The 13,463-nt window shown below is 65.7% G+C and carries 16 protein-coding genes; 9 read left to right on the top strand and 7 right to left on the bottom strand.

Translation table 11 applies throughout. The features are described from left to right. Positions 1-3 precede the first annotated feature (3 nt). Positions 4-765: a molybdate ABC transporter substrate-binding protein gene (gene modA, locus RSW2DRAFT_RS09085; RefSeq protein WP_008030211.1), complete on the bottom strand. Its 762-nt coding sequence runs from the start codon at positions 763-765 to the stop codon at positions 4-6. 67 nt (positions 766-832) lie between these two features. Then, positions 833-1,198: a winged helix-turn-helix domain-containing protein gene (locus RSW2DRAFT_RS09080; protein ID WP_008030208.1), complete on the bottom strand. Its 366-nt coding sequence runs from the start codon at positions 1,196-1,198 to the stop codon at positions 833-835. A gap of 148 nt (positions 1,199-1,346) precedes the next feature. Between RSW2DRAFT_RS09080 and RSW2DRAFT_RS09075 the strand changes: the two genes are divergently transcribed. The 4 genes from RSW2DRAFT_RS09075 (at position 1,347) to RSW2DRAFT_RS09060 (ending at position 4,698) form a co-directional block, all read left to right on the top strand. Beyond that, positions 1,347-1,553: a TOBE domain-containing protein gene (locus tag RSW2DRAFT_RS09075; RefSeq protein WP_008030207.1), complete on the top strand. Its 207-nt coding sequence runs from the start codon at positions 1,347-1,349 to the stop codon at positions 1,551-1,553. Between the two features lie 126 nt (positions 1,554-1,679). Then, the gene (locus RSW2DRAFT_RS09070) at positions 1,680-2,633 is read left to right on the top strand and encodes a GAF domain-containing protein (protein WP_008030205.1); all 954 of its coding nucleotides are present in this window, start codon (positions 1,680-1,682) and stop codon (positions 2,631-2,633) included. Between the two features lie 144 nt (positions 2,634-2,777). Beyond that, positions 2,778-4,295, top strand: coding sequence for an aldehyde dehydrogenase (gene adh / locus RSW2DRAFT_RS09065; RefSeq protein WP_008030204.1), 1,518 nt, complete (start codon positions 2,778-2,780; stop codon positions 4,293-4,295). A gap of 64 nt (positions 4,296-4,359) precedes the next feature. After that, on the top strand, positions 4,360-4,698 hold the full coding sequence (locus RSW2DRAFT_RS09060; RefSeq protein WP_008030202.1) for a DUF779 domain-containing protein: 339 nt from the start codon (positions 4,360-4,362) through the stop codon (positions 4,696-4,698). On the opposite strand, the gene RSW2DRAFT_RS09055 is transcribed toward RSW2DRAFT_RS09060, so the two are convergent. Together RSW2DRAFT_RS09055 and uraH are read right to left on the bottom strand one after the other, a co-directional pair. Continuing rightward, the gene (locus RSW2DRAFT_RS09055) at positions 4,699-5,916 is read right to left on the bottom strand and encodes a urate hydroxylase PuuD (protein WP_008030200.1); all 1,218 of its coding nucleotides are present in this window, start codon (positions 5,914-5,916) and stop codon (positions 4,699-4,701) included. It lies immediately after the preceding gene. Positions 5,917-5,943: 27 nt separating this feature from the next. Further along, positions 5,944-6,300, bottom strand: a complete 357-nt coding sequence (gene uraH, locus RSW2DRAFT_RS09050; RefSeq protein WP_008030199.1) for a hydroxyisourate hydrolase — start codon at positions 6,298-6,300, stop codon at positions 5,944-5,946. A 143-nt stretch (positions 6,301-6,443) separates the two neighbouring features. Between uraH and puuE the strand changes: the two genes are divergently transcribed. From puuE to RSW2DRAFT_RS09035, 3 genes are all read left to right on the top strand, one after another. Beyond that, positions 6,444-7,859, top strand: a complete 1,416-nt coding sequence (puuE, locus tag RSW2DRAFT_RS09045; RefSeq protein WP_008030197.1) for an allantoinase PuuE — start codon at positions 6,444-6,446, stop codon at positions 7,857-7,859. Then, on the top strand, positions 7,856-8,695 hold the full coding sequence (locus RSW2DRAFT_RS09040) for a bifunctional allantoicase/(S)-ureidoglycine aminohydrolase (RefSeq protein ID WP_008030195.1): 840 nt from the start codon (positions 7,856-7,858) through the stop codon (positions 8,693-8,695). The genes puuE and RSW2DRAFT_RS09040 overlap by 4 nt, the downstream gene beginning before the upstream one ends. 160 nt (positions 8,696-8,855) lie before the next feature. Beyond that, positions 8,856-9,344, top strand: coding sequence for an ureidoglycolate lyase (locus RSW2DRAFT_RS09035; RefSeq protein WP_008030193.1), 489 nt, complete (start codon positions 8,856-8,858; stop codon positions 9,342-9,344). Positions 9,345-9,346: 2 nt separating this feature from the next. Here the strand turns inward: RSW2DRAFT_RS09035 and RSW2DRAFT_RS09030 are convergent, their stop codons facing one another. The 3 genes from RSW2DRAFT_RS09030 to RSW2DRAFT_RS09020 are packed head-to-tail and all read right to left on the bottom strand — an operon-like array spanning position 9,347 to position 11,383. Beyond that, on the bottom strand, positions 9,347-10,138 hold the full coding sequence (locus RSW2DRAFT_RS09030) for a metal ABC transporter permease (RefSeq protein ID WP_008030192.1): 792 nt from the start codon (positions 10,136-10,138) through the stop codon (positions 9,347-9,349). Beyond that, positions 10,131-10,904, bottom strand: coding sequence for a metal ABC transporter ATP-binding protein (locus RSW2DRAFT_RS09025; protein WP_008030191.1), 774 nt, complete (start codon positions 10,902-10,904; stop codon positions 10,131-10,133). Before RSW2DRAFT_RS09025 ends, RSW2DRAFT_RS09030 begins: the two co-directional genes overlap by 8 nt. After that, positions 10,901-11,383, bottom strand: a complete 483-nt coding sequence (locus RSW2DRAFT_RS09020; RefSeq protein WP_008030189.1) for a Fur family transcriptional regulator — start codon at positions 11,381-11,383, stop codon at positions 10,901-10,903. Before RSW2DRAFT_RS09020 ends, RSW2DRAFT_RS09025 begins: the two co-directional genes overlap by 4 nt. 69 nt (positions 11,384-11,452) lie before the next feature. Here RSW2DRAFT_RS09020 and RSW2DRAFT_RS09015 point away from each other — a divergent pair, with 69 nt between their 5' ends. Beyond that, complete coding sequence (locus RSW2DRAFT_RS09015) at positions 11,453-12,319, top strand: zinc ABC transporter substrate-binding protein (protein WP_008030188.1); 867 nt, start codon at positions 11,453-11,455, stop codon at positions 12,317-12,319. A gap of 152 nt (positions 12,320-12,471) precedes the next feature. After that, a complete protein-coding gene (locus tag RSW2DRAFT_RS09010) occupies positions 12,472-13,407 on the top strand; it encodes an aldose epimerase family protein (protein ID WP_008030186.1) in 936 nt (311 codons plus the stop codon). The last annotated feature ends 56 nt before the right edge of the window (positions 13,408-13,463 follow it).

The following is a 13,463-nucleotide window of genomic DNA, read 5'->3' as shown; positions in this document are numbered from 1 at the left end:
GCGTTATTCGATGCCATATCCGAAGCTTTGCGTGATCTCGCGGGCCTTTGCCCCTTGCAGATACTGCATGAAGGCCAGTGCCGCAGCATTTTCCGCACCATGGTTCAGCAAAATCGTATCCTGCCGGATCGGCGTGAACAGCTCTTGCGGCACTTCCCAGGCGGAACCCATCATTTCAGCCCCCGGCACACGCACCGCCGAAGCGGCGACGAACGCCAGTTGCGCCGCCCCGCTTTGCGCCAGACTTTGCGCCTGACCGATATTTTCGCCCAGCACGATCTTCGGTTGCACCGCGTCCCACAGGCCCAGCGATTGCAGGGTTTCCTGTGCAGCCAGGCCATAGGGCGCCAGTTCGGGATTGGCGATGGCGATGAACAGGGTGGCGGGGTCGGTCAGCGCGGCTTTGGGATCGGCACCGATGCGACCGGCATCCGGGCTCCACAGCGCCAGCTTGCCGATGGCATAGGTAAAGCTGCTGCCCGCCACACCCAGCGTTTCCTTCTCGATCTTCGCCGGGGTCTTGGCATCGGCGGACAGCATCACGTCGAACGGCGCACCTTCGGCGATCTGGGCGTAAAGCTTGCCGGTGGCACCGGTGGTCAGCGTCAGCGTATGGCCGGTTTCCCTGGTGAATTCGGCTGAAATCGCCTCGGCGGCACCGGCAAAGTTGGCGGCAACCGCCACAAGGGCTTCATCGGCTTGCGCGGTGGCGGGCAGGGCAAGCAGCGCAAGGGCGAACGTGGCACGGCGGGTCAGATGCAGCATGGGGTGTCCTTCGCAAAGCGTTATGTTTCGCCGAACATAACAGCGCGATTCGCCCGGCATTGCAACGTTATTTCCCGCCGGAAATATCGCCAGCCAGCGCCTGCAATGCCGCAATTTCAGGCGCTTGCGCGGACCGTGCCTCGAAACTGCGATACAGCGCCAGCACTTCGGCCCCGGTTTCGGTCAGCCGCGCGCCGCCACCATGCGCCCCGCCACGCAGGCTTTCCACCAGCGGCACCCGGAACATGGCGTTCAATTCCTCGACCAGCATCCAGGCCCGCTTGTAGCTCATCTGCATCTGCCGCGCGGCTTGCGAAATCGAGCCGGTATCGCGGATCAATGCCAGCAGGTCTGCCTTGCCCGGGCCAAGCATCGCCTCGCCGAACAGGATGCGCAGTTTAAGCCGCAGGTGCGGCGGGGATTGTTCTTCCATCGCCCGAATGTTCCGCCGATATGCCCGATTTGCAAGCGCCTTCATGGCGCAGCGACTGTTGCGGCAAGCGCCGGGCGGTTTGCGCTTGGCAGCGGCGAAAACCCTGCGTTATGTTCGTTCATACCTAACGCAAACCCAGGAGAACCCGATGAAACTCAGCGCCCGCAACGTCCTGCCCGGCACCGTGACCGAGATTGTCACCGGCACCGTCACCAGCCATGTCCGCATCAGCGTCGGCGGCACCATCGTCACCGCGGCGATCACCAACGAGGCGGTGAAAGAGCTTGGGCTGAAAGTCGGCGAGGCGGCCTATGCAGTGGTCAAAGCCTCGGATGTGATGATCGGCAAGGACTGAGGTCCGGCGATCCTGTTGCAACCACAGGAAAGTTAGTTCTCGCCCAAGCTGCGACAATTCGTCTATTCTGACCGCAGAGTGGCGCAAGTCACCGCGCGGGGGGAACCGCAGCAAGGGAGGAGAACCATGCGCCGCGCTGCGGGCTATACCCATTCGCACGTCATCGCGGCAGCCATTTCCGGCCATGCCGCGGCACGCTCGCCGCTGGTGGCGTCATGGAGCCGGTCGGCGCGGTTGCACAAGCTGGACCCGGAAAAGCGCATCCCGCCGGAACGGATGACCGCGGCGGAACTGGCGCAGGCGCGGGAGCGGATGGAGCCGATGATCCGCGCCGCCGGGCCAAGCCTTGACAGGCTGTTTCAGGCGGTGGGGGGCGTCGGCTGCTGCGTGCTGCTGGCCGACCGTGACGGCGTGCCGCTGGACCGCCGCGGCGCGCCCGTGGATGACCCGACCTTCGAGGATTGGGGCTTGTGGACCGGCACTCTTTGGTCCGAGGCGCAGGAAGGCACCAACGGCATCGGCACCTGTCTGGCCGAACAGCGTGCCGTGACCATCCACCGCGACCAGCATTTTCTGGCCCGCAATACCGTGCTCAGTTGCATGACGGCGCCGGTTTATGACCCGCAGGGGCAATTGTGCGGCGCGCTGGATGTCTCCAGTTGCCGCGCCGATCTGACCGAGGCCTTTGCCGGGCTGATTTCACATTCCGTGGCCGAAGCCGCGCGGCGGATCGAGGCCGAGGCGTTCCGGGCCGCCTATGGTCGCGCCCGCATCCTGCTGGTGCCGGGGGCAGACCGGGCGGCGGGGGCACTGCTGGCGGTGGACAGCGACGATCTGGTGATCGGTGCCACCCGGGGGGCGCGCATGCTGCTGGGCCTGAGCGGCGATCTGGCGGCCAGCCCACGGCCGGCTGCCGACCTGCTGGAGCAGGGCGGGCCGGAAACGCTGGATCAGGCCGAACGCGCCGTGCTGTCGCGCGCACTGGCGCGGGCGGGGGGCAATGTTTCCGCCGCAGCCCGGGCGCTGGGCATCAGCCGCGCCACCTTTCACCGCAAGCTGGGGCCGACGCCGCGGGCCTGACCACAGCCACAGGGTCAAAGTGTCGCAGGCTTGCGACACATCGCGGGCACCGCTTGCCGCGGCCGGGGTGACAGGCCCGGCCAATGCGCCAGACTTCCCTTCAGACGCCGCAGGCCTGCGGCATCATCCTTGGAGGAGGACCCCATGACCAAGATCGCCTATTTCACGTCCGTCGCCTCGCCGTTTCCCAAGCGCTATGACAACTTCATCGGCGGCAACTGGGTGGCCCCGAAAGCCGGGCGCTATTTCGACAACACCTCGCCGGTGACCGGCCATGTGATCTGCGAAGTGGCGCGGTCGGATGCCGCCGATGTCGAGGCAGCCCTTGACGCTGCCCACGCCGCCAAAGACGCCTGGGGCCGCACCTCGGTGGCCACCCGCGCGATCATCCTGAACAAGATTGCCGACCGGATGGAGGAGAACCTGGCGCTGCTGGCCACCGCCGAGACCTGGGACAACGGCAAGCCGATCCGCGAGACCACGCATGCCGACCTGCCGCTGGCCATCGACCATTTCCGCTATTTCGCAGGCGCCATCCGGGCGCAGGAGGGTCGGCTTTCGGAGATCGACAACGACACCGTGGCCTATCACTTCCACGAGCCACTGGGCGTTGTGGCGCAGATCATCCCGTGGAACTTTCCGCTGCTGATGGCGGTGTGGAAACTGGCGCCGGCGCTGGCCGCGGGCAACTGCATCGTGCTGAAACCGGCCGAGCAGACCCCGGCCTCGATCCTGCTGCTGGTCGGGTTGATTGCCGATCTGCTGCCCGCAGGGGTTCTGAACGTGGTCAACGGCTTTGGTCTGGAGGCGGGCAAGCCGCTGGCCACCTCGAACCGCGTCGCCAAGGTGGCCTTTACCGGCGAGACCACGACGGGCCGTCTGATCATGCAATACGCCAGCCAGAACCTGATTCCGGTGACGCTGGAACTGGGCGGCAAGAGCCCCAACATCTTCTTCAAGGATGTCTGCGCCGAGGATGACGATTTCCTCGACAAGGCCATCGAAGGTTTTGTGATGTTCGCGCTGAACCAGGGCGAGGTCTGCACCTGCCCGTCGCGCGCGCTGATTCACGAATCGATCTATGACCGCTTCATGGAGCGGGCGTTGAAGCGGGTGGCGGCCATCGTGCAGGGCGACCCCTTGGACCCGAACACCATGCTGGGGGCGCAGGCGTCTTCGGAACAACTGGAAAAGATCCTGTCCTATTTCGACATCGGCCGTCAGGAAGGCGCGCAAGTGCTGGCGGGCGGCGAGCGCAACGTGATGCCGGGCGGGTTGGCCGACGGGTTCTATGTCAAGCCGACGGTGTTCAAGGGCCACAACAAGATGCGGGTGTTCCAGGAGGAAATCTTTGGCCCGGTGGTGTCGGTGACCACCTTCAAGGACGACGAAGAGGCGCTGAGCATCGCCAATGACACCCTCTATGGTCTGGGCGCCGGGGTGTGGAGCCGCGATGCCAACACCTGTTACCGCTTTGGCCGCGCCATCAAGGCCGGGCGGGTCTGGACCAACTGCTATCACGCCTATCCGGCGCATGCGGCCTTTGGCGGCTACAAACAGTCGGGGATCGGGCGCGAGAACCATCTGATGATGCTGGGGCATTATCAGCAGACCAAGAACATGCTGGTCAGCTACAGCCCGAAGAAGCTGGGCTTTTTCTGAGCGAAGACGTGGGGGGCTGTCTGCCCCCCACACCCCCCGAGGATATTTGGGAACAGATGAAACGATGGAAAAGGTGACGGCGACTCCGGCGGCTTTGGACTTGCTGGCCGAGATCGTGGCAGAGCATGGGCCGGTATTGTTTCACCAGTCGGGCGGCTGCTGCGACGGGTCTTCGCCGATGTGCTATGCGCAGGGCGATTTTCTGATCGGTGACGGCGATGTGCAACTGGGCACGATTGGCGGCATGCCGTTCTATATCTCCGGGTCGCAGTATGAGGTGTGGAAGCACACCGATCTGGTGATCGACGTGGTCAAGGGCCGCGGCGGCATGTTCAGTCTGGACAATGGCCGCGAGCGGCGGTTCCTGACGCGGTCGGTGGTCTGTCTGCCCCCCAAGGCCTGACTAACCGGCCTCCCGGAACCATTGCACGATCTGCGCCCGCTCCTGCGGCTCGATGAAGCTGAGGTTGCCGGGCGGCATGGCGTGGCTGACCCCGGCTTGCAGGTAGATCCGTTCCGCCGCATGGGCGATCTGCGACGGGGTTTCCAGCACCACGCCCTTGGGCGGCCAGGCCAGCCCCGCAAAGCCCGGTTCGGCGGCGTGGCACATCGCGCAGCGACCCAGCACGATGCCGGTGACCTCCTCGAACCCCGGAGCGGCGGCGTAGCGTTTTGCGGCGCCGGTCAGGGCGGCCTCCTCCGGTGGCAGGCGCATCGGGGCGGTTGAGAGCCAGGCGATCAGCACGAACAGCAGCGCCGTCACCCCCCATGTCCACCACGGCTTGCCGCTGCGGGAATGTTTGCTGTTGAACCAGTGGCGGATGCTGACCCCCATCAGGAACACCAGCGCCGCGATCAGCCAGTTCCATTGCGTCGCAAACACCAGCGGGTAGTGGTTCGACAGCATCAGGAACAGCACCGGCAGGGTCAGGTAATTGTTATGGGTGCTGCGTTGCTTGGCGATCTTGCCATACTTCGGGTCCGGCTTGCGCCCCGCCTTCAGGTCGGCCACCACGATGCGCTGGTTGGGCATGATGATCAGGAAGACGTTGGCGGTCATGATGGTGGCCGTAAACGCCCCCAGATGCAGCAAGGCCGCCCGGCCCGAGAACACCTGCGTGTAGCCCCAGCTCATCACCAGCAGCACCCCGAACAACAGCAGCATCAGCCCGGTGGTGCTGTGACCGAACCGGCTTTTGCACAGCGCGTCATAGGCCAGCCAGCCGAAAGCCAGCGATCCCAGCGAGATGCCGATGGCCTGCCAAAGGCTCAGGTCCAGCACCGTGGGGTCGATCAGGTAAAGGTCGGCGCCCAGGTAATAGACCAGCACCAGCAGGGCAAACCCACTAAGCCAGGTGGAATAGCTTTCCCATTTGAACCAGGTCAGATGCTCGGGCATCATCTCGGGCGCCACCAGGTATTTCTGGATGTGATAGAAGCCGCCGCCATGCACCTGCCATTCCTCGCCATGTGCCAGCGGGGGCAGGCTGGGGGTCTGCCGCAGCCCCAGATCAAGCGCGATGAAATAGAAGCTGGAGCCGATCCAGGCCACGGCGGTGATCACATGGGTCCAGCGCACCGCAACCTCGGCCCAGGCCCACAGCATCGTGGCGTCCATCATGCGGTGTCCTTTGCTGCGGGCGACATTTTAGCTGCCGCGATAGGTGGAATAGCCGAATGCCGACAGCAGCAGTGGCACATGGTGATGCGCGCCCGGGTCGGTGACGCCAAAGCGCACCGGGATCTGATCGAGAAACAGATGCTCGCCCGATGCCTGACCGCTGGTGCGCAGATAGTCACCGGCGCAGAACACCAGCTCATAGCCGCCCGCGGTGAAGGCCTTGCCCGCCAGCAGGGGTGCGTCACAGCGGCCATCGGCATTGGTCACCGCCTCGGCAATCTTTTTGTGGCTGTTGCCGGTGACGCGGTAAAGCAAGATTGTCACCCCCGCCGCAGGCACCCCCCGCGCGGTATCCAGAACATGCGTTGTAAGCTGGCCCGCCATCACATTCCCCCTTCGCCGCCTGCCCGCAGTCTGGCCGCCAAGCGGGGGGCGATGCAACGGCGAAGTTGCGCCCGCAGGGTCACGAAAGTTCTGGCGCTTTTTTCCGGGCGGAATGAAGATGCGCGCCAAGAAGGAGTGCAGAGTTGAACCGTTACCCGCGCGATTTCACCGGCCATGGCGCCACCCCGCCCGATGCTGCATGGCCGGGGGATGCGAAAATCGCCGTTTCTCTGGTGCTGAACTACGAGGAAGGTGGCGAGAACAACATCCTGCATGGCGACGCGGCGTCCGAAGCGTTCCTGTCGGATATCGCCGGGGCCGCCCCCTGGCCCGGCCAGCGCCATTGGAACATGGAATCGCTTTATGACTACGGCGCGCGTGCCGGGTTCTGGCGGCTGCACCGGCTGTTCACCGGGCTTGGCCTGCCGGTCACGGTTTACGGCGTAGCCTCGGCGCTTGCCCGCAACCCCGAACAGGTGGCGGCGATGCAGGCGGCGGGGTGGGAGATTGCGTCGCACGGCCTGAAATGGGTGGAACACCGCGACATGGCGGAAGCCGACGAGCGCGCCGCCATCACCGAGGCGATCCGCCTGCACACCGAGGTGGTGGGCGCGGCACCGCGCGGCTGGTATACCGGGCGCTGTTCGGCCAACACCGTGCGGCTGACCGCCGAAACCGCGGCTTTCGACTGGATTTCCGACACTTACGACGACGACCTGCCCTATTGGCGCGAGGTCGGCCCCCGCGATCAACTGGTGATCCCCTACACGCTGGAGGCCAACGACATGCGCTTTGCCACGGCGCCGGGCTACAGCACCGGCGAGCAGTTCTTCCAGTATCTGAAGGACAGCTTCGACGTGCTCTATGCCGAAGGCGCCGCGGGCCGCGCGAAAATGTTCACCATCGGCCTGCATTGCCGCCTGATTGGTCGCCCCGGCAAGTTCGCCGGGCTGCAACGGTTTCTCGACTATGCCCGCGGCCACGACGGCGTGTGGTTCCCCCGCCGGATCGACATTGCCCGGCATTGGGCCACCTGGCACCCGCACCAGCGCCGCATCCGCCCGCACCAGATGGACCGCGCCAGCTTCGTCGCCCGCTTTGGCGGCGTTTTCGAACACTCGCCCTGGATCGCCGACCGCGCCTTTGACCTGGAGCTTGGCCCGGCGCATGACAGTGCCATCGGGTTGCACAATGCCCTCGCCCGGGTGTTCCGCAGCGCCAGCCCCGCCGAACGGCTGGCCGTGCTGCAAGCCCACCCCGACCTTGCGGGCAAATTGGCCCAGGCCCGGCGGCTGACGCCCGATTCCGCCTCCGAACAGGCCAGTGCAGCACTCGACGCCCTGACCGATGCCGAGCGCGCAACCTTCCAAAGCCTGAACGCCGCCTATACCGCCAGGCACGGCTTCCCCTTCATCATCGCCGTGCGCGACCATGACAAGGCGGGGATTCTGGCGGCCTTCCACACCCGTCTTGCCAACGACACCGAAACCGAACTCGCCACCGCCTGCGCCCAGGTTGAACGCATCGCCGCCCTGCGCCTGAAGGACATGCTGCCATGACCGACTACTACGCCCCCCCGGGCGGCCTGCCGCCACAAACCCAACTGATGACCGGCCGCGCCGTGTTCACCGAGGCCTATGCCTTCATCCCGCGCGGGGTGTTTTCCGATATCGTCACCAGCCTGCTGCCCGGCTGGGCCAATACCAAACTCTGGCTGATCGCCCGGCCGATGTCGGGGTTCTCCGAAACCTTCTCGCAATATGTGATGGAGGTCGGCCCCGGCGGCGGTTCCGATACGCCCGAACCCGACCGCGGTGTGGAATCGGTGATCTTCGTCACCGGCGGCGAGGTCTGGCTGTCGCTGGATGGGCAGGAATACGACCTCGGCCCGGGCGGTTATGCCTATATCCCGGCGGGCTGCCAATGGCGGTTGAAGAACGCCCACCGCCACCCCGCCCGCTTCCACTGGATCCGCAAGCTGTATGAACCCGCCCCCGGCATCGCCAGACCCGCCGCCTTCGTGACCTCGGACGCCGAAGTGCCGCCCACCCCGATGCCCGACACCGGCGGCCGCTGGGCCACCACCCGCTTTGCCGACCCGACCGATCTTGCGCATGACATGCATGTAAACATCGTCACCTTCCAGCCCGGCGGCGTGATTCCCTTCGAGGAAACGCATGTGATGGAACACGGGCTTTATGTGCTGGAGGGCAAGGCGGTCTATAAACTCAACCGCGACTGGGTCGAGGTCGAGGCCGGTGATTTCATGTGGCTGCGCGCCTATTGCCCGCAAGCCTGTTATGCCGCGGGCCCCGGCCCGTTCCGCTATCTGCTTTACAAGGACGTCAACCGCCACGCCCGCCTGCGCGGCCCCGGTGCCTTCGGAACCCCGTAACTCTCTGCAATTCTTCTCTGCACAAATATCCCCGGGGGGTGATGAGCGATCAGAAAACCTCCAGTGGAGGTTTTCCGCGAAGAACGCCCGGCCCGTGGCCGGGCCGGACTGGGGGGCAGGTAGCCCCCGCCTCTGCCATAACAGCCGGAACCAACGCCCGATGCCCCGCACCCTGCACACCGAACCCCTGACGCCCGAAGCCTTCGCCCCGTTCGGCGATGTGCTGCAAGCCGCAGGCCCGCCCGACCGGATGATCAATCGGGGCCTCTGCGCCCGCTTCCACGACCGCGCCCGGCTCGACCTCACCGATGGCCGCGCCGGCATCTCGATCTTCCACGCCGAGCCGCGCAGCCTGCCCTACCGGCTGGACCTGCTGGAGCGGCACCCCGAAGGCTCGCAAGCCTTCCTGCCGATGACCGCACAGCCGTTTCTGGTGATCGTGGCGCCCGACGACAATGGCGCCCCCGGCACGCCGCGCGCTTTCCTGACCAATGGCGCCCAAGGCATCAACCTGCACCGCGGCACCTGGCATGGCGTGCTGACGCCGCTGCACGCCCCAGGCCTGTTCGCCGTGATCGACCGCATCGGCCCCGGCGCAAATCTTCAGGAGTTTTCGCTGCCCACACCGTTCACCGTTCTGAAGGGCTAGGGTCAGTCGTGCCGCCTGCGGCTGACAATGGCGACCACGCAGAAAACGCAGGCCGCCACCGCCACGATCGAAGGGCCGGCCGGGGTGTCGTAACTCAGCGACATCCGCAAACCACCCAAAGCAGAAGCCATGCCGATGAGCGCCGCCAGAACCGCCATCTGTTCCGGGCTGCGGGCCAGCCCACGCGCGGCGGCGGCGGGGATGATCAGCATCGCGGCGATCAACAGGGCGCCGATCACTTTCAACGCCACCGCCACCACCACCGCCAGCGCCAGCGTCAGGATCAGCCGCTCGCGGTCGGGGTTCAGCCCCGAGGCACAGGCCAGGTCCTCGCTGAGCGTTGACGTCAGCAGTGCCGACCACCGCCAGACCAGCAGCGCCAAAACCAGCGCCGCCCCGCCCCAGATGAACCCCAGATCAACGCGCGATACCGCCAGAATGTCGCCGAACAGATACGAGGCCAGGTCCACCCGCACCTCGGGGATGAAGCTGACCGCCACCAGCCCGAAGGCCAGCGCCGAATGGGCCAGCACCCCCAGCGTGGTGTCCATCGCCCAGCCACGCGCCGCCAGTGTCGAAACCGTGGCCGCCATCGCCAACGCCACCAGCAGCGTGCCAAGCCCGATCGGCAGGTCGGTCGCCAGCGCCAAAGCCACGCCCAGAATCGCCGCATGTGCCGTGGCGTCGCCGAAATAGGCCATCCGCCGCCAGACCACGAACGACCCCAGCGGCCCCGCCGCCAGCGCCACGCCAATGCCCGCCAAGGCGGCGCGGATCAGGAAATCGTCAAGCATGCGGATGCTCCGCCGGGCTGTGCGGATGCGCGTGGTCATGGCCGTGGCCATGGTCGTGGGTGTGGTCGTGGTCATGCACATGCTGATACAGCGCCAGCGCACCTTGCGTGCCCAGACCGAACAAGGCGCGGTATTCCGGGGCGTTGGAAACCACCAGCGGCGTGCCCTCGCAGCAGACATGGCCGTTCAGACAGATCACCCGGTCCGAGGCGCTCATCACCACATGCAGATCGTGGCTGACCATCAGCACGCCCACTTGCGTATCGCGCCGCACCTCCTCGATCAGCCGATAAAACGCGGCCTCGCCGGGTTGATCCAGTCCTTGGGTGGGTTCGTCCAGAATCAGCAGGTCGGGCTTGGCCAGCAGGGCGCGGGCCAGCAGCACCCGCTGGAACTGGCCGCCGGAAAGCCCGGTCATCGGCCGATTTGCCACCTCGGGCACGCCCACACGGGCCAGTGCCGCCGCGGTATCCGCCGGGGTCTGCCGGGCAGGCAAAGACAAAAACCGCCCGGCGGTCATCGGCATGCTGCGGTCGATGTGCAGCCGCTGCGGCACATAGCCGATGCGCAGCGCGTCCTGCCGGGTCACCCGCCCCGCCGCCAGCGGCACGATGCCCAACAGCGCCCGCAGCAGCGTGGATTTGCCCGAACCGTTGGGGCCGAGGATGGTCACGATCTCGGCCTTGCCGACGCGCAGCGACACGTCGTGCAGCACCTCGGCGCCGCCCAGCCGCACGCAGATGTTTTCCGCGGCGATCAGGGTCATTCGGTGCCTCGGCAAGTGGGGCACAGGCCCAGAGCTTCGATATTGGCACGCTCGATGCTGAAGCCAAGGCTGGCCGCGGCGGCATCCAGGGCCTTGCGCACCGGGGCGGCAGGGGCCTCGGCCACGGCATCGCAGGCACGGCAGATCAGGAAGGCAGGGGCATGTGCCAGGCCCGGATGCATGCAGGCGGTGAAGGCGTTCAGGCGGCGGATGCGGTGGGCAAGCCCTTGTTCCACAAGGAACTCCAGCGCGCGATAGGCGACGGGCGGCTGATTGCCGAAACCCTCGGCGGCCAGCCGTTCCAGCACGTCATAGGCGCCCAGCGCGCGATGCGATTCCAACAGAATCTCCAGCGTGCGACGGCGCACCGGGGTCAGGCGCAGACCCTTTTCGGCGGCCAATGCCTCGGCCCGCGCCAGAACATCGCCGCTGCAATGGCTGTGGTCGTGGCTGTGAAACGCTGGGGATGCGGTTGCCATGCAAGCCTCTTGACATGTTATAGTATTACATCAATACCCGATGCCTGAGGGAAAGCGAAGGGTGATCTGATGCGTTATACCATATCGTTCGTTCTGGCCAGTCTGCTTGCCAGCCCCGCCTTGGCCGAGGTGCCGCGCGTGGTGACCGATTTCGGGCCAGTGGACTCGCTGGTGGCGCAGGTGATGGGCGATCTTGGCGCGCCGCAAGCGTTGTTGGCGGCAGGCGGTGACCCGCATGATTTCCAACTTCGCCCGTCGCAAGCGCAGGCACTGGCCAAGGCAGATCTGGTGTTCTGGGTCGGGCCGGAACTGATGCCATCGCTGGACCGCGCACTGGCCAGCCTTGGTGCAGGCGCCCGCGTCGTATCGCTGTTGCATCAGGGCGGCGGCGTGACGCGCAACTTTGCCGAGGGCGGCATCGACCCGCATGCCTGGCTTAGCCCGGCGAACGCCGAAGCCTGGCTGGCCACGATTGCTGCGGCACTGGCGCAGCAAGACCCGCAGAATGCTGCGGTCTATGCCGCCAATGCTGCAGCGGCGCAGATGGCCGTGCAGGCACTGGATGCCGAACTTGCCGCCCAGCTTGCACCGGTGCGCGGCAAGCCCTTCGTGGTGTTCCACGACGCGCTGGGCTATTTTGCCGACCAATACGGGCTGACCGTTGCTGGTGCCATCGAGCTTGGGGATGCTTCAGCGCCGGGTGCAGAACAGTTAAGCGAAATCAGCGCATTGATGAAAGATGCGGGGGTGATCTGTGCCTTTCCGGAAGCCGGACGCGACCCGAAATATCTGGAAATCGTGCTGGAAGGCAGCGCGGTCCGTCTGGGCCCGCCACAGGATATCGAAGGCATGACGCTGCAACCCGGGCCGGGGCTTTATGCCGAAATGCTGCGCAGCATTTCTCGTGGCTTGACGGATTGCCTGATCGAAAACTGAGGGCAAATTCCGCAACGAACGCTGCGCAGCATTGATGCAGCGACGCTTGACCAGCCGGCCGCTTTGCGCGATGCCGAAAGCTGCGAAAGCGGGAGGCTGGGTTGAACCTTGCAGGCACAACAACACCGTTCGGCGTGACGGCGGATGGGCGCATGGTGCAGCGCATCACCCTGCGGGCGGGCGATCTGACGGCGCATTTGCTGACCTGGGGCGCGGTGCTGCAGGGGCTTTGGTTGCAGGGCGTCCCCTACAGCCTGACGCTCGGATCGGACCGGCTGGCGGATTACCAAGCGGCTATGCGCTATCACGGGGCTCTGATCGGGCCGGTGGCAAATCGTCTTGGCGGGGCTGCGGCGCGGGTGGGCGGCATCCTGCACCGCTTTGATGCCAATCAGGACGACCGGATCACCCTACATTCCGGCAAGGCGGGCACACACCTGAAGGTCTGGGATGTGCTGGAGGCAAAGCCGGAAAGTGCCACGCTGGGTCTGCAACTTGCCGACGGTGAGGGCGGTTTTCCCGGCAACCGCCGTGTCACCGCGCGGTTTGAACTGACGCCGCCCGCGACCCTGCACCTGACCGTTCAGGTGGAAACCGACGCGCTGACCCTGATCAACTTCGCCAACCACAGCTATTGGAATCTGGACGGCACGCCAACCTGGGTGGGCCACAGCCTGCGGGTCGATGCCGCCCGCTATCTGCCAACCCATGCCGATTTCCTGCCGACCGGAGAAATCCTTGCCACTAAGGAAAGTCCGCTGGATTTCAGCACCCTGCGGCAGATTACCCCAAACCAACCGCCGCTCGACCATTGCTTCTGCCTGGCCGATGCGCCCCAACCGCTGCGCGACGTGCTGTGGCTGCGCGGACGATCCGGCGTGCAGATGACTCTGGCCACCACGGCGCCGGGGGTTCAGGTTTACGATGGCCGCGACGCCCGTCGCCCCGGCACCGGCCCGCATGAGGGGCTGGCAATCGAGGCGCAGGGCTGGCCCGACGCGCCGAACCATCCGGGCTTTCCGCCCATCGAACTGGCGCCGGGGCAATTCTGGCGGCAAGACACCGAATGGCATTTTAACCGAGCCTGACCTTTCATCTGTTCTCAAATATCCCCGCCGGAGGCTCCTGACTTTGCCGTCAGAGC

The organism is Rhodobacter ferrooxidans, assembly GCF_000176015.1.
Classification (GTDB): Bacteria; Pseudomonadota; Alphaproteobacteria; order Rhodobacterales; family Rhodobacteraceae; genus Pseudorhodobacter_B; species Pseudorhodobacter_B ferrooxidans.
The sequence above is the reverse complement of the archived record's forward strand: the minus strand, read 5'-3'. Positions and strand labels throughout refer to the sequence as shown.

What these genes read in the sequence shown, in the direction of transcription:
- modA (WP_008030211.1), bottom strand. Translation starts at nt 765, where the DNA reads ATGCTGCATCTGACCCGCCGTGCCACGTTCGCCCTTGCGCTGCTTGCC.
- RSW2DRAFT_RS09075 (WP_008030207.1), top strand. Translation starts at nt 1,347, where the DNA reads ATGAAACTCAGCGCCCGCAACGTCCTGCCCGGCACCGTGACCGAGATT.
- RSW2DRAFT_RS09055 (WP_008030200.1), bottom strand. Translation starts at nt 5,916, where the DNA reads ATGATGGACGCCACGATGCTGTGGGCCTGGGCCGAGGTTGCGGTGCGC.
- RSW2DRAFT_RS09080 (WP_008030208.1), bottom strand. Translation starts at nt 1,198, where the DNA reads ATGGAAGAACAATCCCCGCCGCACCTGCGGCTTAAACTGCGCATCCTG.
- RSW2DRAFT_RS09060 (WP_008030202.1), top strand. Translation starts at nt 4,360, where the DNA reads ATGGAAAAGGTGACGGCGACTCCGGCGGCTTTGGACTTGCTGGCCGAG.
- RSW2DRAFT_RS09020 (WP_008030189.1), bottom strand. Translation starts at nt 11,383, where the DNA reads ATGGCAACCGCATCCCCAGCGTTTCACAGCCACGACCACAGCCATTGC.
- RSW2DRAFT_RS09035 (WP_008030193.1), top strand. Translation starts at nt 8,856, where the DNA reads ATGCCCCGCACCCTGCACACCGAACCCCTGACGCCCGAAGCCTTCGCC.
- adh (WP_008030204.1), top strand. Translation starts at nt 2,778, where the DNA reads ATGACCAAGATCGCCTATTTCACGTCCGTCGCCTCGCCGTTTCCCAAG.
- RSW2DRAFT_RS09040 (WP_008030195.1), top strand. Translation starts at nt 7,856, where the DNA reads ATGACCGACTACTACGCCCCCCCGGGCGGCCTGCCGCCACAAACCCAA.
- uraH (WP_008030199.1), bottom strand. Translation starts at nt 6,300, where the DNA reads ATGGCGGGCCAGCTTACAACGCATGTTCTGGATACCGCGCGGGGGGTG.
- RSW2DRAFT_RS09030 (WP_008030192.1), bottom strand. Translation starts at nt 10,138, where the DNA reads ATGCTTGACGATTTCCTGATCCGCGCCGCCTTGGCGGGCATTGGCGTG.
- RSW2DRAFT_RS09010 (WP_008030186.1), top strand. Translation starts at nt 12,472, where the DNA reads ATGGTGCAGCGCATCACCCTGCGGGCGGGCGATCTGACGGCGCATTTG.
- RSW2DRAFT_RS09025 (WP_008030191.1), bottom strand. Translation starts at nt 10,904, where the DNA reads ATGACCCTGATCGCCGCGGAAAACATCTGCGTGCGGCTGGGCGGCGCC.
- RSW2DRAFT_RS09070 (WP_008030205.1), top strand. Translation starts at nt 1,680, where the DNA reads ATGCGCCGCGCTGCGGGCTATACCCATTCGCACGTCATCGCGGCAGCC.
- RSW2DRAFT_RS09015 (WP_008030188.1), top strand. Translation starts at nt 11,453, where the DNA reads ATGCGTTATACCATATCGTTCGTTCTGGCCAGTCTGCTTGCCAGCCCC.